At 71.9% G+C, this 19,900-nt stretch carries 18 protein-coding genes and 1 tRNA gene; 9 read left to right on the plus strand and 10 right to left on the minus strand.

Features of this window, described 5'->3' with window-relative positions; genetic code table 11:
* Positions 1–108: 108 nt before the first annotated feature.
* From ACIP6W_RS05410 to ACIP6W_RS05420, 3 genes are all read left to right on the plus strand, one after another.
* Positions 109–792 carry an SDR family oxidoreductase gene (locus ACIP6W_RS05410; RefSeq protein ID WP_209684734.1) on the plus strand — a complete coding sequence of 228 codons (684 nt, stop codon included), beginning with the start codon at positions 109–111 and terminating at the stop codon, positions 790–792.
* Between the two features lie 206 nt (positions 793–998).
* Entirely contained in the window at positions 999–2,342 is a 1,344-nt protein-coding gene (locus tag ACIP6W_RS05415) for a sensor histidine kinase (protein ID WP_251161086.1), read from the plus strand.
* On the plus strand, positions 2,339–3,010 hold the full coding sequence (locus ACIP6W_RS05420; protein ID WP_066651190.1) for a response regulator transcription factor: 672 nt from the start codon (positions 2,339–2,341) through the stop codon (positions 3,008–3,010). Before ACIP6W_RS05415 ends, ACIP6W_RS05420 begins: the two co-directional genes overlap by 4 nt.
* Before the next feature lie 12 nt (positions 3,011–3,022).
* Here ACIP6W_RS05420 and ACIP6W_RS05425 read toward each other — a convergent pair whose 3' ends face one another.
* From ACIP6W_RS05425 to ACIP6W_RS05470, 10 genes are all read right to left on the minus strand, one after another.
* Complete coding sequence (locus ACIP6W_RS05425; RefSeq protein ID WP_400428599.1) at positions 3,023–3,784, minus strand: triose-phosphate isomerase family protein; 762 nt, start codon at positions 3,782–3,784, stop codon at positions 3,023–3,025.
* Positions 3,781–4,284 (minus strand): ribose-5-phosphate isomerase, encoded by a 504-nt coding sequence (locus ACIP6W_RS05430; RefSeq protein WP_400428601.1) that lies wholly within the window; start codon positions 4,282–4,284, stop codon positions 3,781–3,783. Before ACIP6W_RS05430 ends, ACIP6W_RS05425 begins: the two co-directional genes overlap by 4 nt.
* A complete protein-coding gene (locus ACIP6W_RS05435; RefSeq protein ID WP_400428603.1) occupies positions 4,281–6,014 on the minus strand; it encodes a dihydroxyacetone kinase family protein in 1,734 nt (577 codons plus the stop codon). Before ACIP6W_RS05435 ends, ACIP6W_RS05430 begins: the two co-directional genes overlap by 4 nt.
* Positions 6,011–7,399, minus strand: a complete 1,389-nt coding sequence (locus ACIP6W_RS05440) for an MFS transporter (RefSeq protein WP_311205679.1) — start codon at positions 7,397–7,399, stop codon at positions 6,011–6,013. The genes ACIP6W_RS05435 and ACIP6W_RS05440 overlap by 4 nt, the downstream gene beginning before the upstream one ends.
* Before the next feature lie 73 nt (positions 7,400–7,472).
* The gene (locus ACIP6W_RS05445) at positions 7,473–8,234 is read right to left on the minus strand and encodes an SDR family NAD(P)-dependent oxidoreductase (protein WP_209684746.1); all 762 of its coding nucleotides are present in this window, start codon (positions 8,232–8,234) and stop codon (positions 7,473–7,475) included.
* Between the two features lie 11 nt (positions 8,235–8,245).
* A complete protein-coding gene (locus ACIP6W_RS05450; RefSeq protein ID WP_066651174.1) occupies positions 8,246–9,199 on the minus strand; it encodes a 3-hydroxyacyl-CoA dehydrogenase family protein in 954 nt (317 codons plus the stop codon).
* Positions 9,196–10,194 carry a sugar phosphate isomerase/epimerase family protein gene (locus ACIP6W_RS05455; RefSeq protein WP_400428605.1) on the minus strand — a complete coding sequence of 333 codons (999 nt, stop codon included), beginning with the start codon at positions 10,192–10,194 and terminating at the stop codon, positions 9,196–9,198. The genes ACIP6W_RS05450 and ACIP6W_RS05455 overlap by 4 nt, the downstream gene beginning before the upstream one ends.
* Before the next feature lie 90 nt (positions 10,195–10,284).
* Positions 10,285–11,001, minus strand: a complete 717-nt coding sequence (locus tag ACIP6W_RS05460; RefSeq protein ID WP_209684753.1) for a GntR family transcriptional regulator — start codon at positions 10,999–11,001, stop codon at positions 10,285–10,287.
* 94 nt (positions 11,002–11,095) lie between these two features.
* Positions 11,096–12,076 carry a matrixin family metalloprotease gene (locus ACIP6W_RS05465; RefSeq protein ID WP_400428607.1) on the minus strand — a complete coding sequence of 327 codons (981 nt, stop codon included), beginning with the start codon at positions 12,074–12,076 and terminating at the stop codon, positions 11,096–11,098.
* 287 nt (positions 12,077–12,363) lie between these two features.
* A tRNA-Leu gene (locus ACIP6W_RS05470) sits at positions 12,364–12,450 on the minus strand.
* 110 nt (positions 12,451–12,560) lie between these two features.
* Between ACIP6W_RS05470 and ACIP6W_RS05475 the strand changes: the two genes are divergently transcribed.
* The 6 genes from ACIP6W_RS05475 to ACIP6W_RS05500 are packed head-to-tail and all read left to right on the plus strand — an operon-like array spanning position 12,561 to position 19,823.
* Positions 12,561–13,241, plus strand: coding sequence for a DUF3662 and FHA domain-containing protein (locus ACIP6W_RS05475; protein WP_066651163.1), 681 nt, complete (start codon positions 12,561–12,563; stop codon positions 13,239–13,241).
* Positions 13,238–13,807, plus strand: a complete 570-nt coding sequence (locus ACIP6W_RS05480; RefSeq protein ID WP_066651161.1) for an FHA domain-containing protein — start codon at positions 13,238–13,240, stop codon at positions 13,805–13,807. The genes ACIP6W_RS05475 and ACIP6W_RS05480 overlap by 4 nt, the downstream gene beginning before the upstream one ends.
* A 7-nt stretch (positions 13,808–13,814) precedes the next feature.
* Entirely contained in the window at positions 13,815–15,200 is a 1,386-nt protein-coding gene (locus ACIP6W_RS05485; RefSeq protein WP_311205676.1) for a Stp1/IreP family PP2C-type Ser/Thr phosphatase, read from the plus strand.
* On the plus strand, positions 15,197–16,645 hold the full coding sequence (locus ACIP6W_RS05490) for an FtsW/RodA/SpoVE family cell cycle protein (RefSeq protein WP_311205675.1): 1,449 nt from the start codon (positions 15,197–15,199) through the stop codon (positions 16,643–16,645). The genes ACIP6W_RS05485 and ACIP6W_RS05490 overlap by 4 nt, the downstream gene beginning before the upstream one ends.
* The gene (locus ACIP6W_RS05495; protein WP_066651145.1) at positions 16,642–18,096 is read left to right on the plus strand and encodes a penicillin-binding protein 2; all 1,455 of its coding nucleotides are present in this window, start codon (positions 16,642–16,644) and stop codon (positions 18,094–18,096) included. The genes ACIP6W_RS05490 and ACIP6W_RS05495 overlap by 4 nt, the downstream gene beginning before the upstream one ends.
* A complete protein-coding gene (locus tag ACIP6W_RS05500) occupies positions 18,093–19,823 on the plus strand; it encodes a protein kinase (RefSeq protein ID WP_400428610.1) in 1,731 nt (576 codons plus the stop codon). The genes ACIP6W_RS05495 and ACIP6W_RS05500 overlap by 4 nt, the downstream gene beginning before the upstream one ends.
* Positions 19,824–19,900: the final 77 nt, after the last annotated feature.

Below are 19,900 nucleotides of genomic sequence, written 5' to 3' on the forward strand. Positions count from 1 at the left end.
TCGTCGTTCATGGTCACCTCCTCCCGCTGAAGTCGATCCAACGTATTGTGTTTCACATTGAGTACGCAACCCGGTCCGAGCGCGGGTGATCGGCCTGGCGTGTGGCGCATGGACCTCGAACTCACCGGCCGTGTCGCCCTCGTCGTCGGCGGACGGGGGTACATCGGCTCCGTCGTCGCCGAGACCCTGCGTCGCGAGGGCGCCCGGGTCGTCGTCGCGTCGCGGAACGCCGACGGGGACGACGCCGTGGCGATGGACACCGCGTCGCAGGAGTCGGTGGACGCCGGGGTCGCCCGCGTCCTCGACCAGCACGGACGCATCGACGTCCTCGTCGTCACCGCCGCGCCGGCGGCCGGGACCCTCGACCCGGAGCGTGCGTCGGACCCCGATCAGGTCGCCGCGGCGATCGACGGCAAGGCACTGGGCTTCCTCCGGGTCGCGAACGCCGTGCTGCCCGTGCAGCGCGAGGCGGGCTTCGGCCGCGTCGTGGTGGTGAGCGGGCAGAACGCCTACCTGTCCGGCAACGTCACGACCTCGCTCCGGAACGCGGCGACGAGCATCATCGCGGGGAACCTGGCCGACCAGTCCGTCGGCACGGGGGTCACCGTGAACGTGGTGAACCCCGGTGCGGTGACGGACGATCCCGCCAGGACGGTGCAGCCCGGGGCCGGTGGCGAGTCCAGCCCGCAGCAGATCGCCGACCTCGTCGCGTTCCTGTCGTCCCCGCGCTCGGTCGTCAGCGGGGAGTCGGTGTCGATCGGGCACCGCGTGCTGGGACAACTGACGATCTGACGGGTTCGTCCTGCAGGACGACCCCGTTCGTCCCTCCGCACGATGCCCGACGACCTGGTCGACCGACAGGCTCGGTGGCATGGAGAGCTCGACCAAGCACGTGATCGCCACCCTCGCCACCTGCGCGGCGATCATCGTCGTCACCGCGGTGGCCCTCGTCGCGATGTCCCCCGTGCCGTGAGCCCGCGTCGTGCGATGATCGAGCCGTGACGGACCGGCGCACGTTCCTCCGGCCGATGCGGACCCGGTCGGTCGTCGTCGACCTCCTCTGGGCGGGCCTCGCCGCGCTGGTGTCCGCCGCCCCGATCGACGTCGAGCTCGAGCACGCCAGCCCCCTCGCGGTCGCGATCGCCACCGTCGCCATCGCCGTCCGCCGCCTCTCGCCGAGCGCGGCGATGACCGCGACCGTCGCTCTGGGCGCGGTGCAGGTGGCCGGCGGCGAGCGACCGTCGTTGGTCGACCTCGCCATCGCCGTCGTCATCGGCACCGTCGCCGTCGTCGGGACGCGGTTCGAGGCCGTGCTGGCCGGTCTGCTCGCCGTGGTCGCCGGGGCTTCGGCGTCGATGTACCTCTCCACGACCGGTTACCGCTACGCACTGCTGCTGAACGGGCCGCGTGACCAGGTCGTCCTCGTCCTGGCCGCCCCGGCACTCGTCCTGCTCTCCTTCTGGGCGGCTGGTCTCGCCGGTCGGGCGATCCGGTCGCAGAACGCCGAGGCCGTCCGGCGCGCCGACGCCGAGGCTGCCGCCAGCCGGGCGGAGGCGGTGGCCAACCGTGCCGAGGCCGTGGCCACGCGCGCGGTCGACGAGGCCGAGGCGGAACGCATCCGTGCGGACATCGCCCGCGACGTGCACGACGTCGTCGGCCACTCGCTCGCGGTCATCATCGCGCAGGCGGACTCGGTGCCCTTCCTCGACGACGAGGCGCGGATCCGCGAGGTCAGCGCCACCATCGCCAGCACCGCCCGGAGCTCCCTGGTCGAGGTGCGACAGGTCCTCGGGCACATCGACGGGTCGGACACCGCGAGCGACCCGACGTCCTTCGAGGAGATCGTCCGCGGCATCCGCGACGCCGGGGTGGACGTCGAGCACGCCGTGCGCGGTGTCGCCCGACCGCTCGGCGCGGTGCACGGCACGGCTGCCCGCCGGGTCCTGCAGGAGATGCTCACGAACGCCCTCCGGCACGGGGCACCGGGCGGTGCCGTCGAGGTCCGGGAGACCTGGCGGTCCGCCGACCTCGTGCTCGAGGTGGAGAACGCCGTCCCGTCGGACGCGCTGCCGGTCGGGCCCGGGCTCGGGCTCGAGGAACTCGCCGCGGCGGCCACCGGCGGCGTCCCCGTCCGCGCGACCGCGACCGCGACCGCAGGACAGCCGACCGCGACCGCCGAGCAGCCGACGGTCACGTCGACCCGTGGCTCCGGCCGGGGCCTGACCGGCATGCAGACCCGACTGACCACGATCGGCGGGTCGTTCGACGCCGCCGTGCTGGACGCCGTGTTCGTCGCGCGCGCCCGCATCCCGTTCGACGTCCGAGGGGGGACGACCCGATGACCGACCCGATCCGCATCCTGCTCACCGACGACCAGGCGCTCTTCCGGGCGGGCCTGCGCGTGGTGCTCGACGCGCAGCCCGACATGCAGGTGGTGGGCGAGGCCTCGGACGGCGCCGAGGCCCTCGACCGCGTCCGGGAGCTGCGGCCCGACGTCGTCCTGCTCGACATGCGCATGGCCGGGATGGACGGCGTCGAGACGGTGCGCCAGCTGTTCTCCGGCGCCGTCCCGGGGCCGCTCCCCCGCGTCGTGGTGCTCACGACGTTCGGCCTCGACCCCGCTGCCGCCACCGCGATCCGGCTCGGTGCGAGCGGGTTCCTGCTCAAGGACACGACACCGCCGTTCCTGTTCGCCGCGGTGCGGGCCGTGCACGAGGGCAGCTCGGTGATCGCCCCGAACGACCTGTCGCAGCTGTTCGGCGCCGACGTCGACCGAGCCCCTGCTCCCCAGCCCGAGGCGTTCCAGACCCTGACGGACCGGGAGCGCATCGTCTTCGGGTGGGCGTCCCGAGGGCTCTCGAACGCCGAGATCGCGGCGAAGGAGTTCGTCACCGAGTCGACCGTCAAGTCGCAGATCTCGAGCATCCTCGGCAAGCTCGAGCTCCGCGACCGGGTGCAGCTCGTGGTCTACGCGCACGACCACGGCCTGGCGGGCGCCCGGGAGGGGTGACCGGCGACCCGGTCAGGAGGCCAGGGCCGCCGCCTCGTCGAGCACCGCACCGACCGCCGCGGGTTCGTGCGCGAAGCGCCCGAGGAACACTCCGCCGATCCGTCCGCGTCCCCGGGTGAGCAGCCCCGGTCCGGCGCTGCCGCCGTAGACCACCCGCGACCCCACGAACGCCGGCCGGGCCGCCAGGGACTGCTCGATCCCCTCGAGGACCCCGACGACGTGCTCGTGCGGCGCCGGCTCGGCGGCGCCGATCGCCCACACGGGCTCGTACGCCACGGTGACCCGTCCGGTCGTCCCGGCCTCCGCGGCCACCGCCAGCGCCCGGTCGAGCTGCCCGGTGACCTCCGCCACGGCCTCCGCACGGGAGGCGCGGACAGCTTCGCCGACGCACACCAGCGGTTCGAGGTGGTGCCGGAAGGCCGCGTGCACCTTGCGCGCGACGACCTCGTCCGTCTCGTGGAACCGGGAGCGCCGCTCGGCGTGCCCGATCTCGACGAGGTCGACGCCGATCTCGCGGAGCTCGGCGCCGGACACCTCGCCGGTGGACGCGCCCTCGTCCGACGCCGACAGGTCCTGCGCGGCGAGCCGGATGCCCGACCCGGCGAGCAGCTCGCGCACCGGGACGAGCGCGGGGAAGGTCGGCGCGACGAAGAGCTCCACCGCGCCGGCGGCGACCGCGGGGTGCCGCCGGGCGATGTCCGCCACCGCGCTCGCCCACGAGAGCGTCTGCGCGTGCGAGAAGTACATCTTCAGCGACACCCCGACGATCGTCATGCGCCCGGGTCCGTCCCGTCCCCAGGGGCGTCGGTGCCGACCGGCGCGGAGCCGTCGTACTCGCAGATCGCGGCGACCTTCTCCGCGCTCGCGCTCGACGGGTCGAACGTGTACCCGAGCCACTCCTTCGCCATGCGCCGGGCGACCTCGATGCCGACGACCCGCTGGCCCATGCAGAGCACCTGGGCGTCGTTCGACAGCACCGAACGCTCGACGCTGAACGAGTCGTGCGCCGTGACGGCCCGGATGCCGGGCACCTTGTTCGCGCTGATCGCGACGCCGAGCCCGGTGCCGCAGACCAGGATCGCCCGGTCGGCCTCGCCGTCCGCGACCATCCGGGCGGCATCGACGGCGACGTGCGGGTACGCCGTGTGGCCGTCCGCGTCCACGCCCACGTCGACCACGCTGGCCACGCGGTCGTCGGCCTCGAGGTCCCGCTTGATGACCTCCTTGTAGTCGAAGCCCGCGTCGTCCGAGCCCACCACCAGTCGTAGCGTCATGCTCCCGTTCCTTCCTCGTCGATCGTCGCCGTCAGGGTCTCGACGACGAGCGCGAAGGACACCGCGCCCGGGTCGGGGGTCCCGACGGCCTGTTCCGCGTGCGTCCGCACGCGGCCCTTCCGCGGCAGCAGGTCCGCGCTGGCGTCCGCTGCCCGGCGGGCGGCGTCCACCGCCGTCCGCCACGCGGTGTCCAGGGCATCGCCGGCCTCGAGCCGGCGCCGCAGTTCCTCGTCGAAGGGGACGAGGGCGTCCACCATCGTCTTGTCGCCGGGCACCGCGCCGAAGGCCAGGACCGCCTCGGTGGCGGCCCGCACCGCGTCCGCGACCGTCGCCGACGTCGGACGCGCGTCGTCCCCGACGACGCGACCCAGCGCCTCCAGGGCGGCACCCCAGATCGCACCGGACGTCCCGCCTGCCCGGTCGGACCAGGCGTCACCCGCCACCCGCAGGAGCGTCCCCGCCCCCGCACCCCGGGCGAGCGCGTCCGCGGCGGCGGTGTCCGCCGCGTGCGACCCGCGCTGCATCCCGATGCCGTGGTCGCCGTCCCCCGCGACCTGGTCGATGCGGCCCAGTTCGTCCGCGTGGTCGTCGAGCACCGCGCGCACGGCGCTGATGCCCGCTGCGATGCGACCGGCCGCGGCACGCGAGTCGTCGCCCGCCGGACCGATCACGATGCCCTCCTCGTCGTCCGCGACCACGTCGTCGGCGACCCGCTCCTGCGGGACCGCCCCGCCCTTGCGGAAGGCGGGCGTGTCCGCGGGTGCCGACCACAGCTCCTCGAGCTCGTCGTCGAGCCAGAACAGCGTCAGCGAGACCCCGGCCATGTCGAAGCTCGTGACGAGCTCGCCCACCTCCGGCTCCACGATCACGACACCGGCGTCCCGGAGCCGTCGCTGCACCGAGCCGTAGACGACGAAGAGCTCCTCGTACTTCACGCTGCCGAGCCCGTTGAGCACCGGGACCACCCGGGCGCCCTCGACCGTGACGCCCGCGGGCACCTCGTCGAGCAGCCGTTCGACGAGCAGCGCCGCCAGACCGTCGGCGCTCGGCACGTCGGTCTCGTCGATGCCGCGTTCGCCGTGGATGCCCATGCCGATCGCCATCCGTCCCTCGGGCACCTCGAACAGGGGCTCCTCGGCACCGGGCAGCGAGCAGCCCGAGAACGCGACGCCGAAGCTCCGTGTCCGATCGTTCGCGCGGGCCGCCACGGCGGTGACGTCGTCGAGCGGGCGTCCCTGCTCGGCCGCGGCCCCGGCGACCTTGAACACGCAGAGGTCGCCCGCGATCCCGCGCCGGTCGGCCTCGGCACCGGCCGGGGCGGACACGACGTCGTCGGTCACCCGGACCGTGCGGACGGGGATGCCCTCGTCCTCGAGCGTGCGGGCCGCGGCGTCGAAGTTCAGCACGTCGCCGGCGTAGTTGCCGTAGCTGAGCAGCACGCCGCCACCGTGCTCGGCGGCACGGCAGACCGCGGCGACCTGCTGCGCGGACGGGCTGGCGAACAGGTTCCCCATCGCCGCGCCGGCGGCCAGCCCGTGCCCGACGAGACCGCCGAACGCCGGGTAGTGGCCCGAACCACCGCCGATCACGACGGCGACCGTGCCGTCCGGACTGGTGGTCGCGCGGGCGACACCGCCGTGCACCCTGCGGACCCACCGCTCGTTCGCCGCGACGAAGCCGTCGGTGGCCTCGTCGGCGAAGGCCGCCGGGTCGTTGTACAACCGGGTCATCGCGTCGTCCCCTTCGTCGAGGTGGTGGCCACGTGCGAGGTGTCGAGCAGCTCGTCGGCCTTCGCGCCCCGGAAGAACCTGGTGCAGGAGATCATCACGGCGGCGACGAACGCCAGGACACCGAGCGACACGATGCCGAAGGCCCCGCTGTCGGTCGGGACCGCCTCGTTGATCGCGGTGCGCATGATCGGGGCGACGAAGCCACCGAGGTTGCCGAGCGAGTTGATCAGGCCGATGCCCGCGGCCGCCGCCGCACCGGTGAGGAACGCCGTCGGGTAGGCCCAGGTGATCGGGCCGACCGCCAGGAAGCTCGCGACGGCGAGGGTGATGAACAGGATGCCGAGGACCGGCTGGCCGTTCGCACCCGCCCACGCCGACCCGAGGATGGACAGCCCGGTCGTGATGTAGAACATCGTCCCCCAGCGGCGGCGACGACCCACGGTGTCGGCCTTCGACCCGACGAGGTAGCAGGCGACCAGGCCGACGAGCCACGGGATCGCCGCGACGAGGCCGACCTGCCAGCCGACGTCCTGCCCGAGCAGCGACGACACCTGCTGCGGCAGGTAGAACGTCGTGCCGTACACGGCGACCTGCAGGCAGAAGTAGATGATCGTGAAGTACCAGACGCGGCCGCTCGCCATCGCCTTCCAGATGCCCTTCGGGCCGTCCTCGTTGCGGGCGGTGTCCTCACGGTCCATCGCCGCGGTGAGCGACTGCTTCTCCCCCGGTTCCAGCCACTTCGCCTGCTGCGGGCTGTTCGTCAGGAAGAACAGCGCCGCGACACCGGCCAGCACCGCGAGGATGCCCTCGCCGAAGAACATGACCTGCCAGCCGTGGAACGGGGTGACCTGGTCACCGACGCTGATGAGCCCGCCGGACAGCGGTGCGCCGATCATCTGCGAGAACGGCTGCGCGAGGTAGAAGATCGCGAACATCCGCACGCGGACCTTGTTCGGGAACCACTCGGACAGGTACATGATCACGCCCGGGAACAGTCCCGCCTCGGTCACACCGAGCAGGAAGCGCAGGACGATGAACATCGTGTCGTTCGTCGTGAACGAGAACAGTGCGGCGACGATGCCCCACGTGACGGCGATCCGGGCGAGCCAGAAGCGCGCCCCGAAGCGCTTGAGCAGCAGGTTGGACGGGATCTCGAAGATCGCGTAGCCGATGAAGAAGATGCCGGCGCCGAGGGCGAAGGCCGCGTCGGAGATGTTCCGGTCGACGCTCAGGGCCTCCTCGGCGAAGCCGACGTTGGTGCGGTCGAGGAAGGCGACGAAGTACAGGATGACCAGCATCGGCATGAGGTGCTTGGTCGCCTTGGCGATCGCGGACCTCAGTGCCGGGTCGTGGGTGGACCCCAGGGCGGGGCTGCTTGCGGACACGAATCGCTCCTTCGCGATCATGAGTGGTCGTTCTGGTGGTCGGAGCCGTCGGCTCCGGTGCGTGCCGTCGGGTTCAGTGCATGTAGAGGCCGCCGTCGACGTTCAGGGTCTGACCCGTCACGAACCCGGCGTCGGCGCTGACGAGGTAGGCGACCGCGGCGGCGACGTCCCGCGGCGTGCCGATGCGCGGCAGGACACCGTCGGCAGCCATCTCGGCCTTGCGCTCCTCGGAGAGGGTGCCGCCCATGATGTCGGTGTCGATCGGGCCGGGCGCGATGGCGTTCACCGTCACGCCGTGCTGCCCGAGCTCGCGGGCCATCCCGCGGGTGAGGCCGATCACGCCGGCCTTCGCGACCGAGTACGGCGTCTTGCTGAACGTCCCGCCGCCGCGCTGCGCGGAGACCGACGACAGGTTGACGATGCGGCCGTACCCGTTCCGCACCATCGACTCGGCTGCCCGGAGACCGGCGAAGTGCACCCCGTCGAGGTTGATGCTCAGCACCCGGTGCCACTCCCCCTCGGGCAGGTCGAGGTAGGCGTGCGCCGACGAGACACCCGCGAGGTTCACGAGTGCCGCGATCGGCGGGAGCCCAGCCTCGATGGTGTCGAAGGCGGCCCGGACGGCGGCCTCGTCGGCGACGTCCGCGCCCGCGCCGACGGCCTGCACGCCGTGCTGCTCGCGGAGTTCGGCGGCGACGGCCTCGCTCGCCGCCTGGTCGAGGTCGACGATCCCCACGTTCCAGCCCTGCTCGGCCAGGTGGTGGGCGGTCGCACGGCCGATGCCGCGCGGGGACGCCGCGCCGGTGAGGACGACGGTCTGCTGCTCGTTGCGCATCGCGTGCTCCTTCAGTGGATCGGGGCCGGGCCGAGCTCGTCGAGGAGCTCCTGCATGGCGACGTAGGCCCTGTTCCGGTAGGCGACGAGCTCCGGCGTGCGGTCGGCGGGCACGTCGAGGTAGCCCGATCCGGTCTTCGTGCCGAGCTCGCCGGCGTCGACGTGCTGCTGCAGCGTCGGCGGGGTGGCGAAACGCTCGGGCCAGCGGGTCTGCAGCGACTCGAAGCAGAACGCGTAGACGTCGAGTCCCGCCATGTCCGCGATCGCGAACGGGCCGAAGAAGGGCAGGCGGAACCCGAAGGTCGTCCGGACGATCGTGTCGATGTCGTCGGGGCTGGCGATGCCCTCGTCCGCGATCTTCGATGCTTCCTCGAACAGGGCGTACTGCAGGCGGTTCAGCACGAACCCGGTCGAGTCCTGCACCCGTGCGGACTGCTTGCCGGTCGCCGCGACGACTGCTTCGCCGACGGTGACGGCGTGCTCGCCGGTGGTGGGGTGCGGGATGAGCTCGACACCGGGGATGAACGGCGCCGGGTTCGAGAAGTGCACGCCGAGGAAGCGCTCCGGACCGGTGACGGCCTCGGCGAGGCTCTCGATGAGGATCGTCGACGTGTTCGAGCCGATGACGGCGTCGGGTCGGGCGGCGGCGCTGATCCGACGCAGGGTCTCGTGCTTGATCGCGAGCTTCTCGGGGACCGCCTCCTCGATGAAGTCGGCGTCCGCGACGGCGGCCTCGATCGACTCGGCGGCGCTGAGGTGCGCGGTGACCCGCGCGACGGCGTCCTCCGGGAACAGGCCGTCGGCGACGAACTGGCCCGTCTCCCGGATCAGCCGCTCGAGGTTCTGCTGCGCGATCTCGGCCGAGACGTCGGCGATGCGGACGGTGTGACCGGCGAGGGCGAGGACCTGGGCGATCCCGCCGCCCATGTACCCGGACCCGACGACGGCGATGTCGAGGGTGCTCATCGGACTGCTCCTCCGTGCTTCGTGCCGATGCTCGTCGTGGCGAGCACCGACCGGATGTACTGCTGGTTGGTGGCGCAGACGCCGAGGCTGTCCCCGCCGTACTGCTCGGTCATGACGATCCCGCGGAAGCCGTCGGCGACCGCGTCCCGGAGGACCTGGCGGTAGTTGATGAGCCCGGTCTCCATCGTGCTCGGCGCACTCGTCGCCCAGCTGCCGTCGCCCGCCTCGTCGCGCGTGTAGTTCTTCACGTGCAGGTAGTTCGTGTGGGGCATCGTCTTCGCGAAGAGCTCCCGCCAGTCCTCGACCGGACGGTGCAGGCGGACGAGGTTCGCCACGTCGGCGTTGAGACCCACGGTGTCGAGCCCGATCTCCTCGACGAGCCGGACCGCGCTGTCCGCGGTGCCGAGGTAGGTGTCCTCGTACAGTTCGAGGGCCATCGGCAGGCCGACGCTCGCCGCGTGCTCCCCGAGTTCGCGGAGGCGTCGGACGGCCGCGTCCCACACGTCGGGGTCCTCGGGGTCCTCCGGCCCGGGAGCCGTCCAGAACCAGAGCGCGCGCTGCTGGGCCTCCGAGAACGGCTGGTGCAGTCCGGTCGAGAACACCTGCATGCCCCACTCGGCCGCCGCGTCGATCGTGCGGTGGGCGTAGGCGAGGTTCTCCTCCTCGTGCCCGGGCTGGATCACGCTCCGACGCTGCAGGTGCACCGACGGGATCCCCACGCCGTGGGCCGCCGCGACCGCGAAGAGCTCGTCGCGCCGGGACCGTTCGAGGTCCGCGGGGCGGATGTGGCTGTCGGCCAGCTCGGCGAGCGAGAAGCCCGCTGCGGCGATCTGGGCGAACACGTCGTCCCACACCTCGACGGGGGCGTCGTGGAAGGCGGTGCCGTCCCGGGTGACCCGGTCGAAGCCGTGCAGGCAGACGGCGATCGGCCACGTCCGGTCGGTCCAGCTGTCCGGGTCCCAGTCCTGCTCGACCCAGTCCTGCGGTGTGCTCACGGAGTGCTCCCTTGCATCACGCGGTTCGTCCTTGAACCTCTTTCCTATAGGAAAGATACTCGCGCTGAGCCAGAGCGCAACCCCGCTCCGTCAGGCGGAGTGTGACGCGTCGGCCCGGGAGCGCACCCGCACCGCGTCGATGTGGTGCCGCATCGCCGCCACGGCCGTGGGCGCGTCCACGGCGAGGGCATCGAGGACCGCACGGTGCTCGGCGACCGCCCGCTCGGTGTCGTCGTCCCCGCCCTCGACGATCTGCCGCATGCGGTGCACCCGCGTCGTGATGATCGCGGACATCTCCTCGAGGAAGGGGTTCCTCGTCGCGTCGAACACGAGCTGGTGGAACCGCCAGTCGGAGCGGAAGAACCGGGCCATCAGCTCCTCGGACGCACGGCGGGCGCCGACCCGGGCGACCTCGGCGGCCACGGCCTCCTGCTCGGCGAGCGCCGCAGCGAGCCGCTCCCGCAGCACGGCCACGTCCCCGCGTGCCGCGAGCTCGACCGCCCCGCTCTCGACGATGAGCCGCGCGTCGAACAGCGCCTCGAGCTGGTCGCCGGCGAGCGGCGGCGCGACGCGGTACCCCTTGTTGGCCTCGCGCGTGACCAGGCCGGTCCGCTCGAGCTGCACGAGGGCCTCGCGCACCGGGGTCGGGGAGACGCCGAGCGTCCGGGCGAGACCGTCGATCGACAGGCGCATCCCGGGCTCGACGTCGTGCCCCATGAGCACCTCGAGCACCCGGTCGTACACGCGGTCGCGCAACCCGATCTGGGTGATCCGCGCGGAGCCGAAGCCCGGCATCGTGCTCGTCATGCGGTCGATCCTAGAGAGTGCAGGGTCCCGCGACCTGCGCGTCCCGCGGCGGCGGTGGCCGGTGTGCGCCGGCGCCCGGCACCGGTGGCGATCGTCAGTACCGGGCGTCGATGCCCAGGGCGTCCCCGAGCCCGAGGCTGCGCTGGGCGACGTCGCACGGCGCGGCCGCGGGCTTCATGACGAGGGCCGACGAGGCTGCGGTGTGCCCGAGGCCGTACGCGTGCCCCCACTCGTGCGTCGCGACGCCGCGCAGGTCGTACCGGTTCCCGGAGCACGTCGCCGTCGACGACCACGCGTACCGGGTCGAGTAGCGCTGGTCCGCCTCGACCGCGATGCCGTCCTGCGACCACACGCACGTGGTCGCGAGCGTGCCCGCGGGCAGGGAGCCCCAGCCGGTGACGCTCCGACGGTCGGGGTCGCCGCAGCCCCCGGTGCTCGAGACCGCGGGGGTCCTCGCCGTCGTGCTGACCCAGGTGTTCGCGGCACTCGACGTGATCGAGCGCCCGCAGGTCCCGAGCCGTCCGCTCCACGCCGTCGCACCCGCGCGGATCGCCACGCGGTCCGCCGCCTTCGCTCCCGTCGGGTTCGACCACCACCGGACGTCCCTCGTCCAGCGGTACGCCAGGAGCGTGTAGGACCGGTCCGTGCAGCTCGAGGCCGCCGATCCGGTGCCGGTCGTGGCCGCACCCGCACCGGCGTCGTGCCCGGCGGCGACGCGGCCCTCGCGCAGTGCGAGCACCCGCCGGACGGCAGCAGGGGCGCCGGACCAGCGGCCGTCGATCGCCACGGCGATGCCTGCCGCGCCGGTGTTCGTCACCGAGGCGTCCCCGGGGTCACCACCGGTCGTCGTCGCCACGGGCAGCGCCGTCACCGTCGTGCCGGCGTCGGGCACCGCGAAGACGCGACCGTCGGGGAGCACGACCGAGCCGGACGCGACGACGCAGCCACCGGACAGCTCGGCGACCGTGATCCGGTCACCGCGGCACGACGGCGCGGCGTGCGCGGGGGCGACCCCGACGCTGGTGGTGACGACCGCGACGAGCGCGGTCCCGAGTGCGACCACGGCAGCGGTCACGGACGACGTCCGCATGGGTCCTCCAGGAGCAGGCGCACCGGCACGACCCGGTACGACGCCGATCAGTGTGCGGAGAGCGGCAGCGGCGGGGCAACCCCCAGAACGGGCAGGCCGGCGGTCACCACGGGGTCGGTGGGCCGACCCGGTCGGCGCGCCGAGGCGGACCCGATCCGTGCACGGCTGCGGCCGACGGACGGAGGTGGGACGAGCCTCCAGGCCGGTCGTGGGGAGCGTCGGCGCCGGAACGCGGAACGGCCCCCGGATTCCTCCGGGGGCCGTTCCTCACCTGGTGCGCGAGGGGGGACTTGAACCCCCACGCCGTTTCCAGCACACGGACCTGAACCGTGCGCGTCTACCAATTCCGCCACTCGCGCCAGCCCGGCAACACTAGCACGCGACGGAGGGTGCCCGTGACCACGCACAGACGGGCACGAGCGCCACCCACTACCATGCAGTGGTCCCTGACCGACGAACACGGAGACACATGGGCCTCTTGGACAGCTTCGAGCGAGGGTTGGAGCGCGCCGTCAACGGCACCTTCGCGAAGACCTTCCGCTCCGGCGTGCAGCCCGTCGAGATCTCCAGCGCGCTGCGGCGGGAGCTCGACACGAAGGCCGCCGTGGTCTCCCGCGAGCGGATCCTCGTCCCGAACGAGTTCACGGTGCGCCTCGCGCCGCCGGACCACACGCGGATGAACGACATCGGGCGCCCGCTCATCGACGAGCTGTCGCAGATGGTGCAGCAGCACGCGGTGGCCCAGAACTACTCCTTCTCCGGACCGGTCTCGATCACGCTGCAGCAGGACGGCACGCTGTCCACCGGCATCCTGCAGGTCGACTCGTCGACGGTGCAGCGTGACGTGGCGTGGGTCGCCGTGCTCGACATCGGGTCGCAGCGCCACCGGCTGCACCGCGGCCGCACCGTGATCGGGCGCGGCACCGACGCGGACATCACCGTCGCCGACACCGGGACGAGTCGGAAGCACGTCGAGATCATCTGGGACGGCAAGCACGCGCAGGCCAACGACCTCGGGTCCACGAACGGGTCGAAGCTGAACGGCGAACGCTTCCAGCAGGCCATCGTCGAGCCGGACTCCACCATCGAGATCGGTCGTACCCGTATGGTGTTCCGGGTGATCCCGGAGAACGACGGAGGTGCGCGATGACCACGGGCCTGACCCTGCTCGTCCTGCGCTTCGCCTTCCTCGCGGTGCTGTGGCTGTTCGTGTTCGTCATCGTCTTCGCCCTGCGGAGCGACCTGTTCGGCCAACGCGTCCGCACCATCCCGACCGACCCGAAGGCCGGAGCGTCCGCACCGACGACGCCGACCGTGCCCGCCGCCGCAGCGCCTGCAGCCGCAGCGCCCGGCGCGTTCACGGAGCTGATCGGCCAACCCGCGGGCCCGACACAGCAGCAGTCCGGCTCCGCACCGTCGACCGGCGTCGCGACGCGCCTCGTCATCACCGAGGGCTCCCGCGAGGGCATGGAGATGCCCCTCGGCGGCGGTCCGATCACCATCGGACGCTCCAGCGAGTCGAACGTCGTCATCCGCGACGACTACACGTCGACCAACCACGCCCGCCTCGACCTCCGCGGCGAGGGTTGGGTCCTGTCCGACCTCGAGTCCACGAACGGCACGTTCGTCAACGGTCAGAAGGTGACCGGCCCCGTGACCATCGCGGAACGGACGCCGATCACGATCGGGACGACGACGTTCGAGCTGCGGCGGTAACCGGGACATGACGGCTCGCACGCTGAGCGCCGCTGTGTCCCACGTGGGGCGCATCCGCGCCAACAACCAGGACTCCGGCTACGCCGGCACGCACCTCTTCGCCGTCGCGGACGGCATGGGCGGCCACGCCGGCGGCGACGTCGCGTCCGCGATCGCCATCCGCCGCATCCGCGAGGTCGACCGCGAGTTCCCGTCCGCGCACGATGCCGAGTTCGCCCTGCAGTCCGCGCTCATCGCCGCGAACCAGCTCATCACCGAGACGGTGTTCGAGCACCAGGAACTCACCGGCATGGGCACCACCGTGTCCGCACTCATCCGGGTCGGCGAGCAGATCGCCATCGCGCACATCGGCGACTCCCGCATCTACCGCCTGCGCGACGGCGAGCTGCAGCAGATCACCTCCGACCACACCTTCGTGCAGCGCCTCGTCGACAGCGGTCGCATCACGCCGGAGGAAGCCGCCGTCCACCCCCGGCGCTCGGTGCTCATGCGCGTGCTCGGCGACGTCGACGCCGCCCCCGAGGTCGACACCGCCGTCATGGACATCCAGACCGGCGACCGCTGGCTGCTCTGCTCGGACGGTCTGTCGTCGTACCTGGCCGAGGAGCGGATCCGGCACGCGCTCGCGTCGACCATGGACGCGAACCAGGTGACGCAGCGCCTGGTCAAGGAGACGCTCGACCACGGTGCCCCGGACAACGTGACCGTCGTCGTGATGGACGTCACCGACACGGAACCCGAGGACGACGACGCCGCCGCCACCACGGTCGGTTCCGCCGCGGCACCCCTGACCTTCGAGGCGTCGACCGGTCGCAAGCCGATCCGCCTCCCCACGATCCTGCTCCACCCGCTCAAGGTGAGCGCCGTGCCGGAGGACTCCCACTTCGAGCCCGAGTCCGACCAGTACTTCGCCGAACTCATCGCCGAGGACCGCCGTCGCCGCATCCGGCGCCGCGTGGCCTGGTCGATCGCGCTCGTCGTCGCCGTCGCGGCCCTCGTGGGGGCGGTGTTCCTGGGCTGGCGGATCACGCAGGCGCACTACTACGTCGGCACCGACCGCGGCACGGTCGCCATCTACCAGGGCGTGCAGCAGTCGATCGGGCCGATCGCGCTGTCGGACGTCTACGAGGACACCGACATCTCGGTCACGTCGCTCCCGGACTACACGCGCGAGAACGTGCGGTCGACGATCAACGCGACCTCGCTCTCCGACGCGCGCGACATCGTGGACCGGCTGCGGAAGGCCGCCGAGACCGGCCAGGACCAGGCCGGCACGGGCGGCGATGCGGACTCGTCGCCGTCGCCCAGCCCGACCCGGACGGGGTCACCGTCGGACAGCGCCTCGCCGTCCGGCAGCGCCTCGCCGTCCGAGAGCCCGGGGGACGGCCGATGAGCGCCGCGACCGCGCAGTCCTTCACGCAGGCGATCACCATCAAGCTGCGCGAGCCGGCCCGCGCCCGGAACCTCGAGCTCGTGCTGCTCGTCATCGCGTGCGGCATCTGCGCCGGCGCGATGGTGCTCGTCCAGCTCGGCACCAAGGGCCGGATCTTCGACACCGGTGTGCTCTGGGTCGGCGGCGGGATCCTCGGCCTCGCGCTCGTCATGCACGTGGTGCTCCGCGTCGTCGCGAAGCACGCGGACCCGTTCGTGCTGCCCATCGCCCTGGTGCTCAACGGCATCGGCATCGCCGAGATCTACCGCATCGACGTCCACAACGGCCTGACCGGCTGGGACGCGATCGGCGTGAAGCAGATCGTCTGGACGATGCTCGCGATGGTCCTGGCGACGATCACCGTCGTCGCGGTCCGCAACCACCGCTTCCTGCAGCGCTACCGCTACATCTTCATGTTCGCGACGATCGCGCTGCTGCTCCTCCCGATGCTCCCCGGCATCGGGGAGAACGTCGGGGGCGCCCGTGTGTGGATCCGCGTCGGCCCGTTCTCGTTCCAGCCCGGCGAGCTCGCGAAGATCACGATGGCGCTGTTCTTCGCCGGGTACCTCGTCACCGCCCGGGACTCGCTGTCGATCGTCGGCAAGAAGTTCGCCGGCATGACGTTCCCGCGCGCTCGTGACCTCGGCCCGATCCTGGTGATGTGGGCGTCGGCCATGGCCGTCCTGGTGTTCCAGCGCGACCTCGGCACGGCGCTGCTCTACTTCGGCCTGTTCCTCGTGATGATCTACGTCGCGACCGCCCGGCTCGGCTGGGTCGTCATCGGGCTCGGGCTGTTCGTCGGCGGTGCCCTCGTCGCGCAGTCGGTCCTGGTCTACGTCCGTGGACGCTTCGAGCAGTGGCTCGACCCGTTCGACCAGGCGATCTTCGACCGACAGACCCAGGGCAGCTACCAGCTCGTCCAGGGCCTGTTCGGCTTCGCGAACGGCGGGATCACCGGCACCGGCCTCGGTCAGGGCCGTCCGTACATCACGCCCGTCGCCAACGCGGACTACATCGTCGCGTCGCTCGGCGAGGAACTCGGGCTGATCGGTGTCTTCGCGATCCTCGCCCTGTTCATCGTGCTGGCGTCGCGGGGCCTCCGCGTGGCCTTCATGGCGCAGGACGACTTCGGCAAGCTGCTCGGTGTCGGCTTCGGCTTCATCATCGCCCTGCAGGTCTTCGTCGTCGTCGGCGGCATCACCCGGATCATCCCGGTGACCGGTCTGACCACACCCTTCATGGCCGCGGGTGGCTCGTCGCTCATCGCGAACTGGATCATCGCGGCGATGCTGCTGCGACTGACCGACTCGATCCCCGCAGAACAGCGCGTCCAGCAGGGCGCGGTCCCCGCCGCCCGTGGCCGTTCCGGACGCGGTGCGACGACCAGGAAGGAGCGCACCCGGTGAACCGACAGCTCCGCGGCGTCTCGACCGTCATCGTGCTCATGTTCGTCGCGCTCTTCGTGTCGACGACCTCGATCCAGTTCTTCGCCGCCGACACCCTGCGTGCCGACTCGCGGAACTCCCGCACGATCCTGGACAGCTACTCGACCAAGCGCGGCGCGATCCTGGTCGACGGCAGCCCGATCGCCGAGTCGACCCCCTCGGACGACCAGTACCAGTACCAGCGCAAGTACACGAACGGTGCGCTGTACTCCGCCGTGACCGGCTACTTCACGATCGGCCAGGGCAACACGGGCATCGAGAGCGCCGAGAACGCCGTGCTCTCCGGCAACTCCGACGCGTCGTTCTTCCAGAACCTCAACGCGATCCTCACCGGTCAGGACGTCCAGGGCGACAACGTCAACCTCACCATCGACCCGGACGTGCAGCAGGCCGCGTACGACGCACTCGGCGAGAACAGCGGTGCGGTCGTCGCGATCCAGCCCAGCACGGGCAAGATCCTGGCGATGGTGTCGAAGCCGGCGTACGACCCGAACGCCCTGACCTCGCACGACACCGCGCAGGTCAAGCAGCAGTACGACGCCCTGCTGCAGCAGACCCCGACCCCGCTGCAGAACCGGGCGATCGGCGGCGACCTGTACACGCCGGGCTCCGTCTTCAAGCTCGTCGTGGCCTCCGCCGCGCTCAAGGACGGCAAGTACTCGCTCGACTCCGAGTTCCCGAACCCGTCGCGCCTGCAGCTGCCGGGCACCAGCTCGTACATCAACAACGCCGAGGGCGGCTCCTGCGGCGGCGGCGACACGGTGAAGCTCCGGACGGCGATCCAGTTCTCGTGCAACATCCCGTTCGCCGAGCTCGGCCAGAAGCTCGGGTACGACACGATCAAGTCCGTCGCGGACGAGTACGGCTTCGGTGACGCGATCGAGGTCCCGATGCGCGCCACCGCGAGCCAGTACCCCGACGTCGACTCGACCGCCCAGCTCATGCTGAGCGCGTTCGGGCAGGCCAGCGTGCGCGTCTCGCCGCTGCAGATGGCGATGGTGTCGGCCGGCATCGCGAACGGCGGCAAGGTCATGCAGCCCTCGCTCGTCGACTCGATCACCACGAGCGACCTGAAGACCGTCGAGTCGTTCTCGCCGAAGCAGTACAGCGACCCGCTGTCCGGCTCCGAGGCCGCCGACCTGACCGAGGCGATGCAGAGCGTCGTGAGCGGCGGGACCGGCACCAATGCCAAGATCGACGGAGTCGACGTCGCCGGCAAGACGGGTACGGCGGAAGGCGGTACGGGTGATCCGTACACGCTGTGGTTCACGGGGTTCGCCCCGGCGAAGAACCCGGAGGTGGCCGTCGCGGTCGTCGTCGGGAACGGCGGCGGACTCGGGCAGTCCGGCGTCGGCAACACGGTCGCGGCCCCGGTCGCGAAGAAGGTCATGGAGGCGGTGCTGAACAAATGAGACCCACCAGCGGACTCACCTTCGGTGGGCGGTACCAGCTCTCCTCGCGGGTCGCGATCGGCGGCATGGGTGAGGTGTGGCAGGCGACCGACCTCGTCATCGGCCGGACCGTCGCACTCAAGATCCTCAAGGACGAGTACCTCGGCGACCCGGGCTTCCTCGAGCGCTTCCGCGCAGAGGCGCGCCACGCTGCCCTCGTCAACCACGAGGGGATCGCCAACGTCTTCGACTACGGCGAGGAGGACGGCAGCGCCTACCTGGTGATGGAGCTCGTCCCGGGCGAGGCCCTGTCCACCATGATCGAGCGGGAGCACACGCTGCCGGTCGACAAGGTGCTCGACATCGTCGCCCAGACGGCGAACGCCCTGCAGGCCGCCCACGCCGTCGGCCTGGTGCACCGTGACATCAAGCCCGGGAACCTGCTCATCACGCCCGACGGCCGTGTGAAGATCACCGACTTCGGCATCGCGCGCATCGCCGACCAGGTCCCGCTCACCGCGACCGGCCAGGTGATGGGCACCGTCCAGTACCTGTCCCCGGAACAGGCGAGCGGCCACCCGGCATCGCCGTCGACCGACATCTACTCGCTGGGCATCGTCGCGTACGAGTGCCTGGCCGGGCGTCGTCCGTTCACCGGCGAGTCCCAGGTCGCGATCGCGATGGCGCACATCAACGAGCAGCCGCCCGCGCTGCCCGGTGACGTGCCCGAGCCGGTCTCGGCACTCGTGCTGTCCTGCATCGCCAAGAAGCCGGCGGACCGTCCGGCGACCGCGGCGAACCTGGCCCGCGCGTCCCAGGCGCTGCGGCGCGGGGACGTCGCCGCAGCGACCGTCGCCGTGCCTGCAGTCGGCGGCGCGGGCACCGTCGCGTTCAACCCGCCGCAGCGTCCGGGCAGCGACGCGGCGACCGCGCTCATCGGCACGCAGGCCGGAGCCGTCGCCGGCCCTCCCGGCACGCCGCGGTCACCGGCAGCGCCGGAGGACGAGGAGCCGACCAAGAAGCGCGCCTGGATCTGGTGGCTCGTCGGGGTCCTCGCGGTGCTCGTCATCGGTGGGGTCATCGCGGCCTTCGCGCTCGGCGGCTCCGACGACCCGGACCCCGCACCGACGTCGGCCTCGGCCGCGCCGACCAGGTCGACGCCGACACCGACACCGACCACGGCACGGGTGTTCCTGAACAAGAGCGACTACGTCGGCCGCAGCGCCGACGAGGTCCGGAACGAGCTCCAGGGCCGCGGCTTCGAGGTCACCGTGCAGGACGGCAGCCCCGCGCCGACGGCAGAGCAGGCCGGCACCGTCGCAGACCTCACCCCGACGGGCAGCGTCGTCGAGGGCACCCTCGTCACGCTCACCCAGTACACGACCCCGCCGACGGCCAACAAGCCGAACACCCCGACCGCGGGGACGGTGTCCGAGTCCGGCCAGGTCACCTTCAGCTGGTCGGGCGCGACGTGCCCCGACGGCTACGACGTGTCGAAGTACACGTGGACGGTCACGGGCGGCAAGGACGCCTCGGGAGCCACCTCCGGGGACACCAGCTCGACGGCCGTCACCATCCAGGCGGACGCCGTGAACGACGAGGTGTCCTTCACCTACACGGTCACGTGCGGCTCGCTCGCTGCCTCCGAGTCCTCGGACGCCGCGACGGCGACGTGGGAACAGGCCGAGGACCCGACGCCCTCGGGCACCCCGACCCCGACCCCGACGGGCCCGCAGGACGCCAACTGATCGTCACCCGAACGGGGGCTGTCGACACCGTTGTGTAACGGTTCGTCGGCAGCCCCCGTCGTCAGCGTTCGGGCAGG

The organism is Curtobacterium sp. NPDC088465, assembly GCF_044753165.1.
GTDB lineage: Bacteria > Actinomycetota > Actinomycetes > Actinomycetales > Microbacteriaceae > Curtobacterium.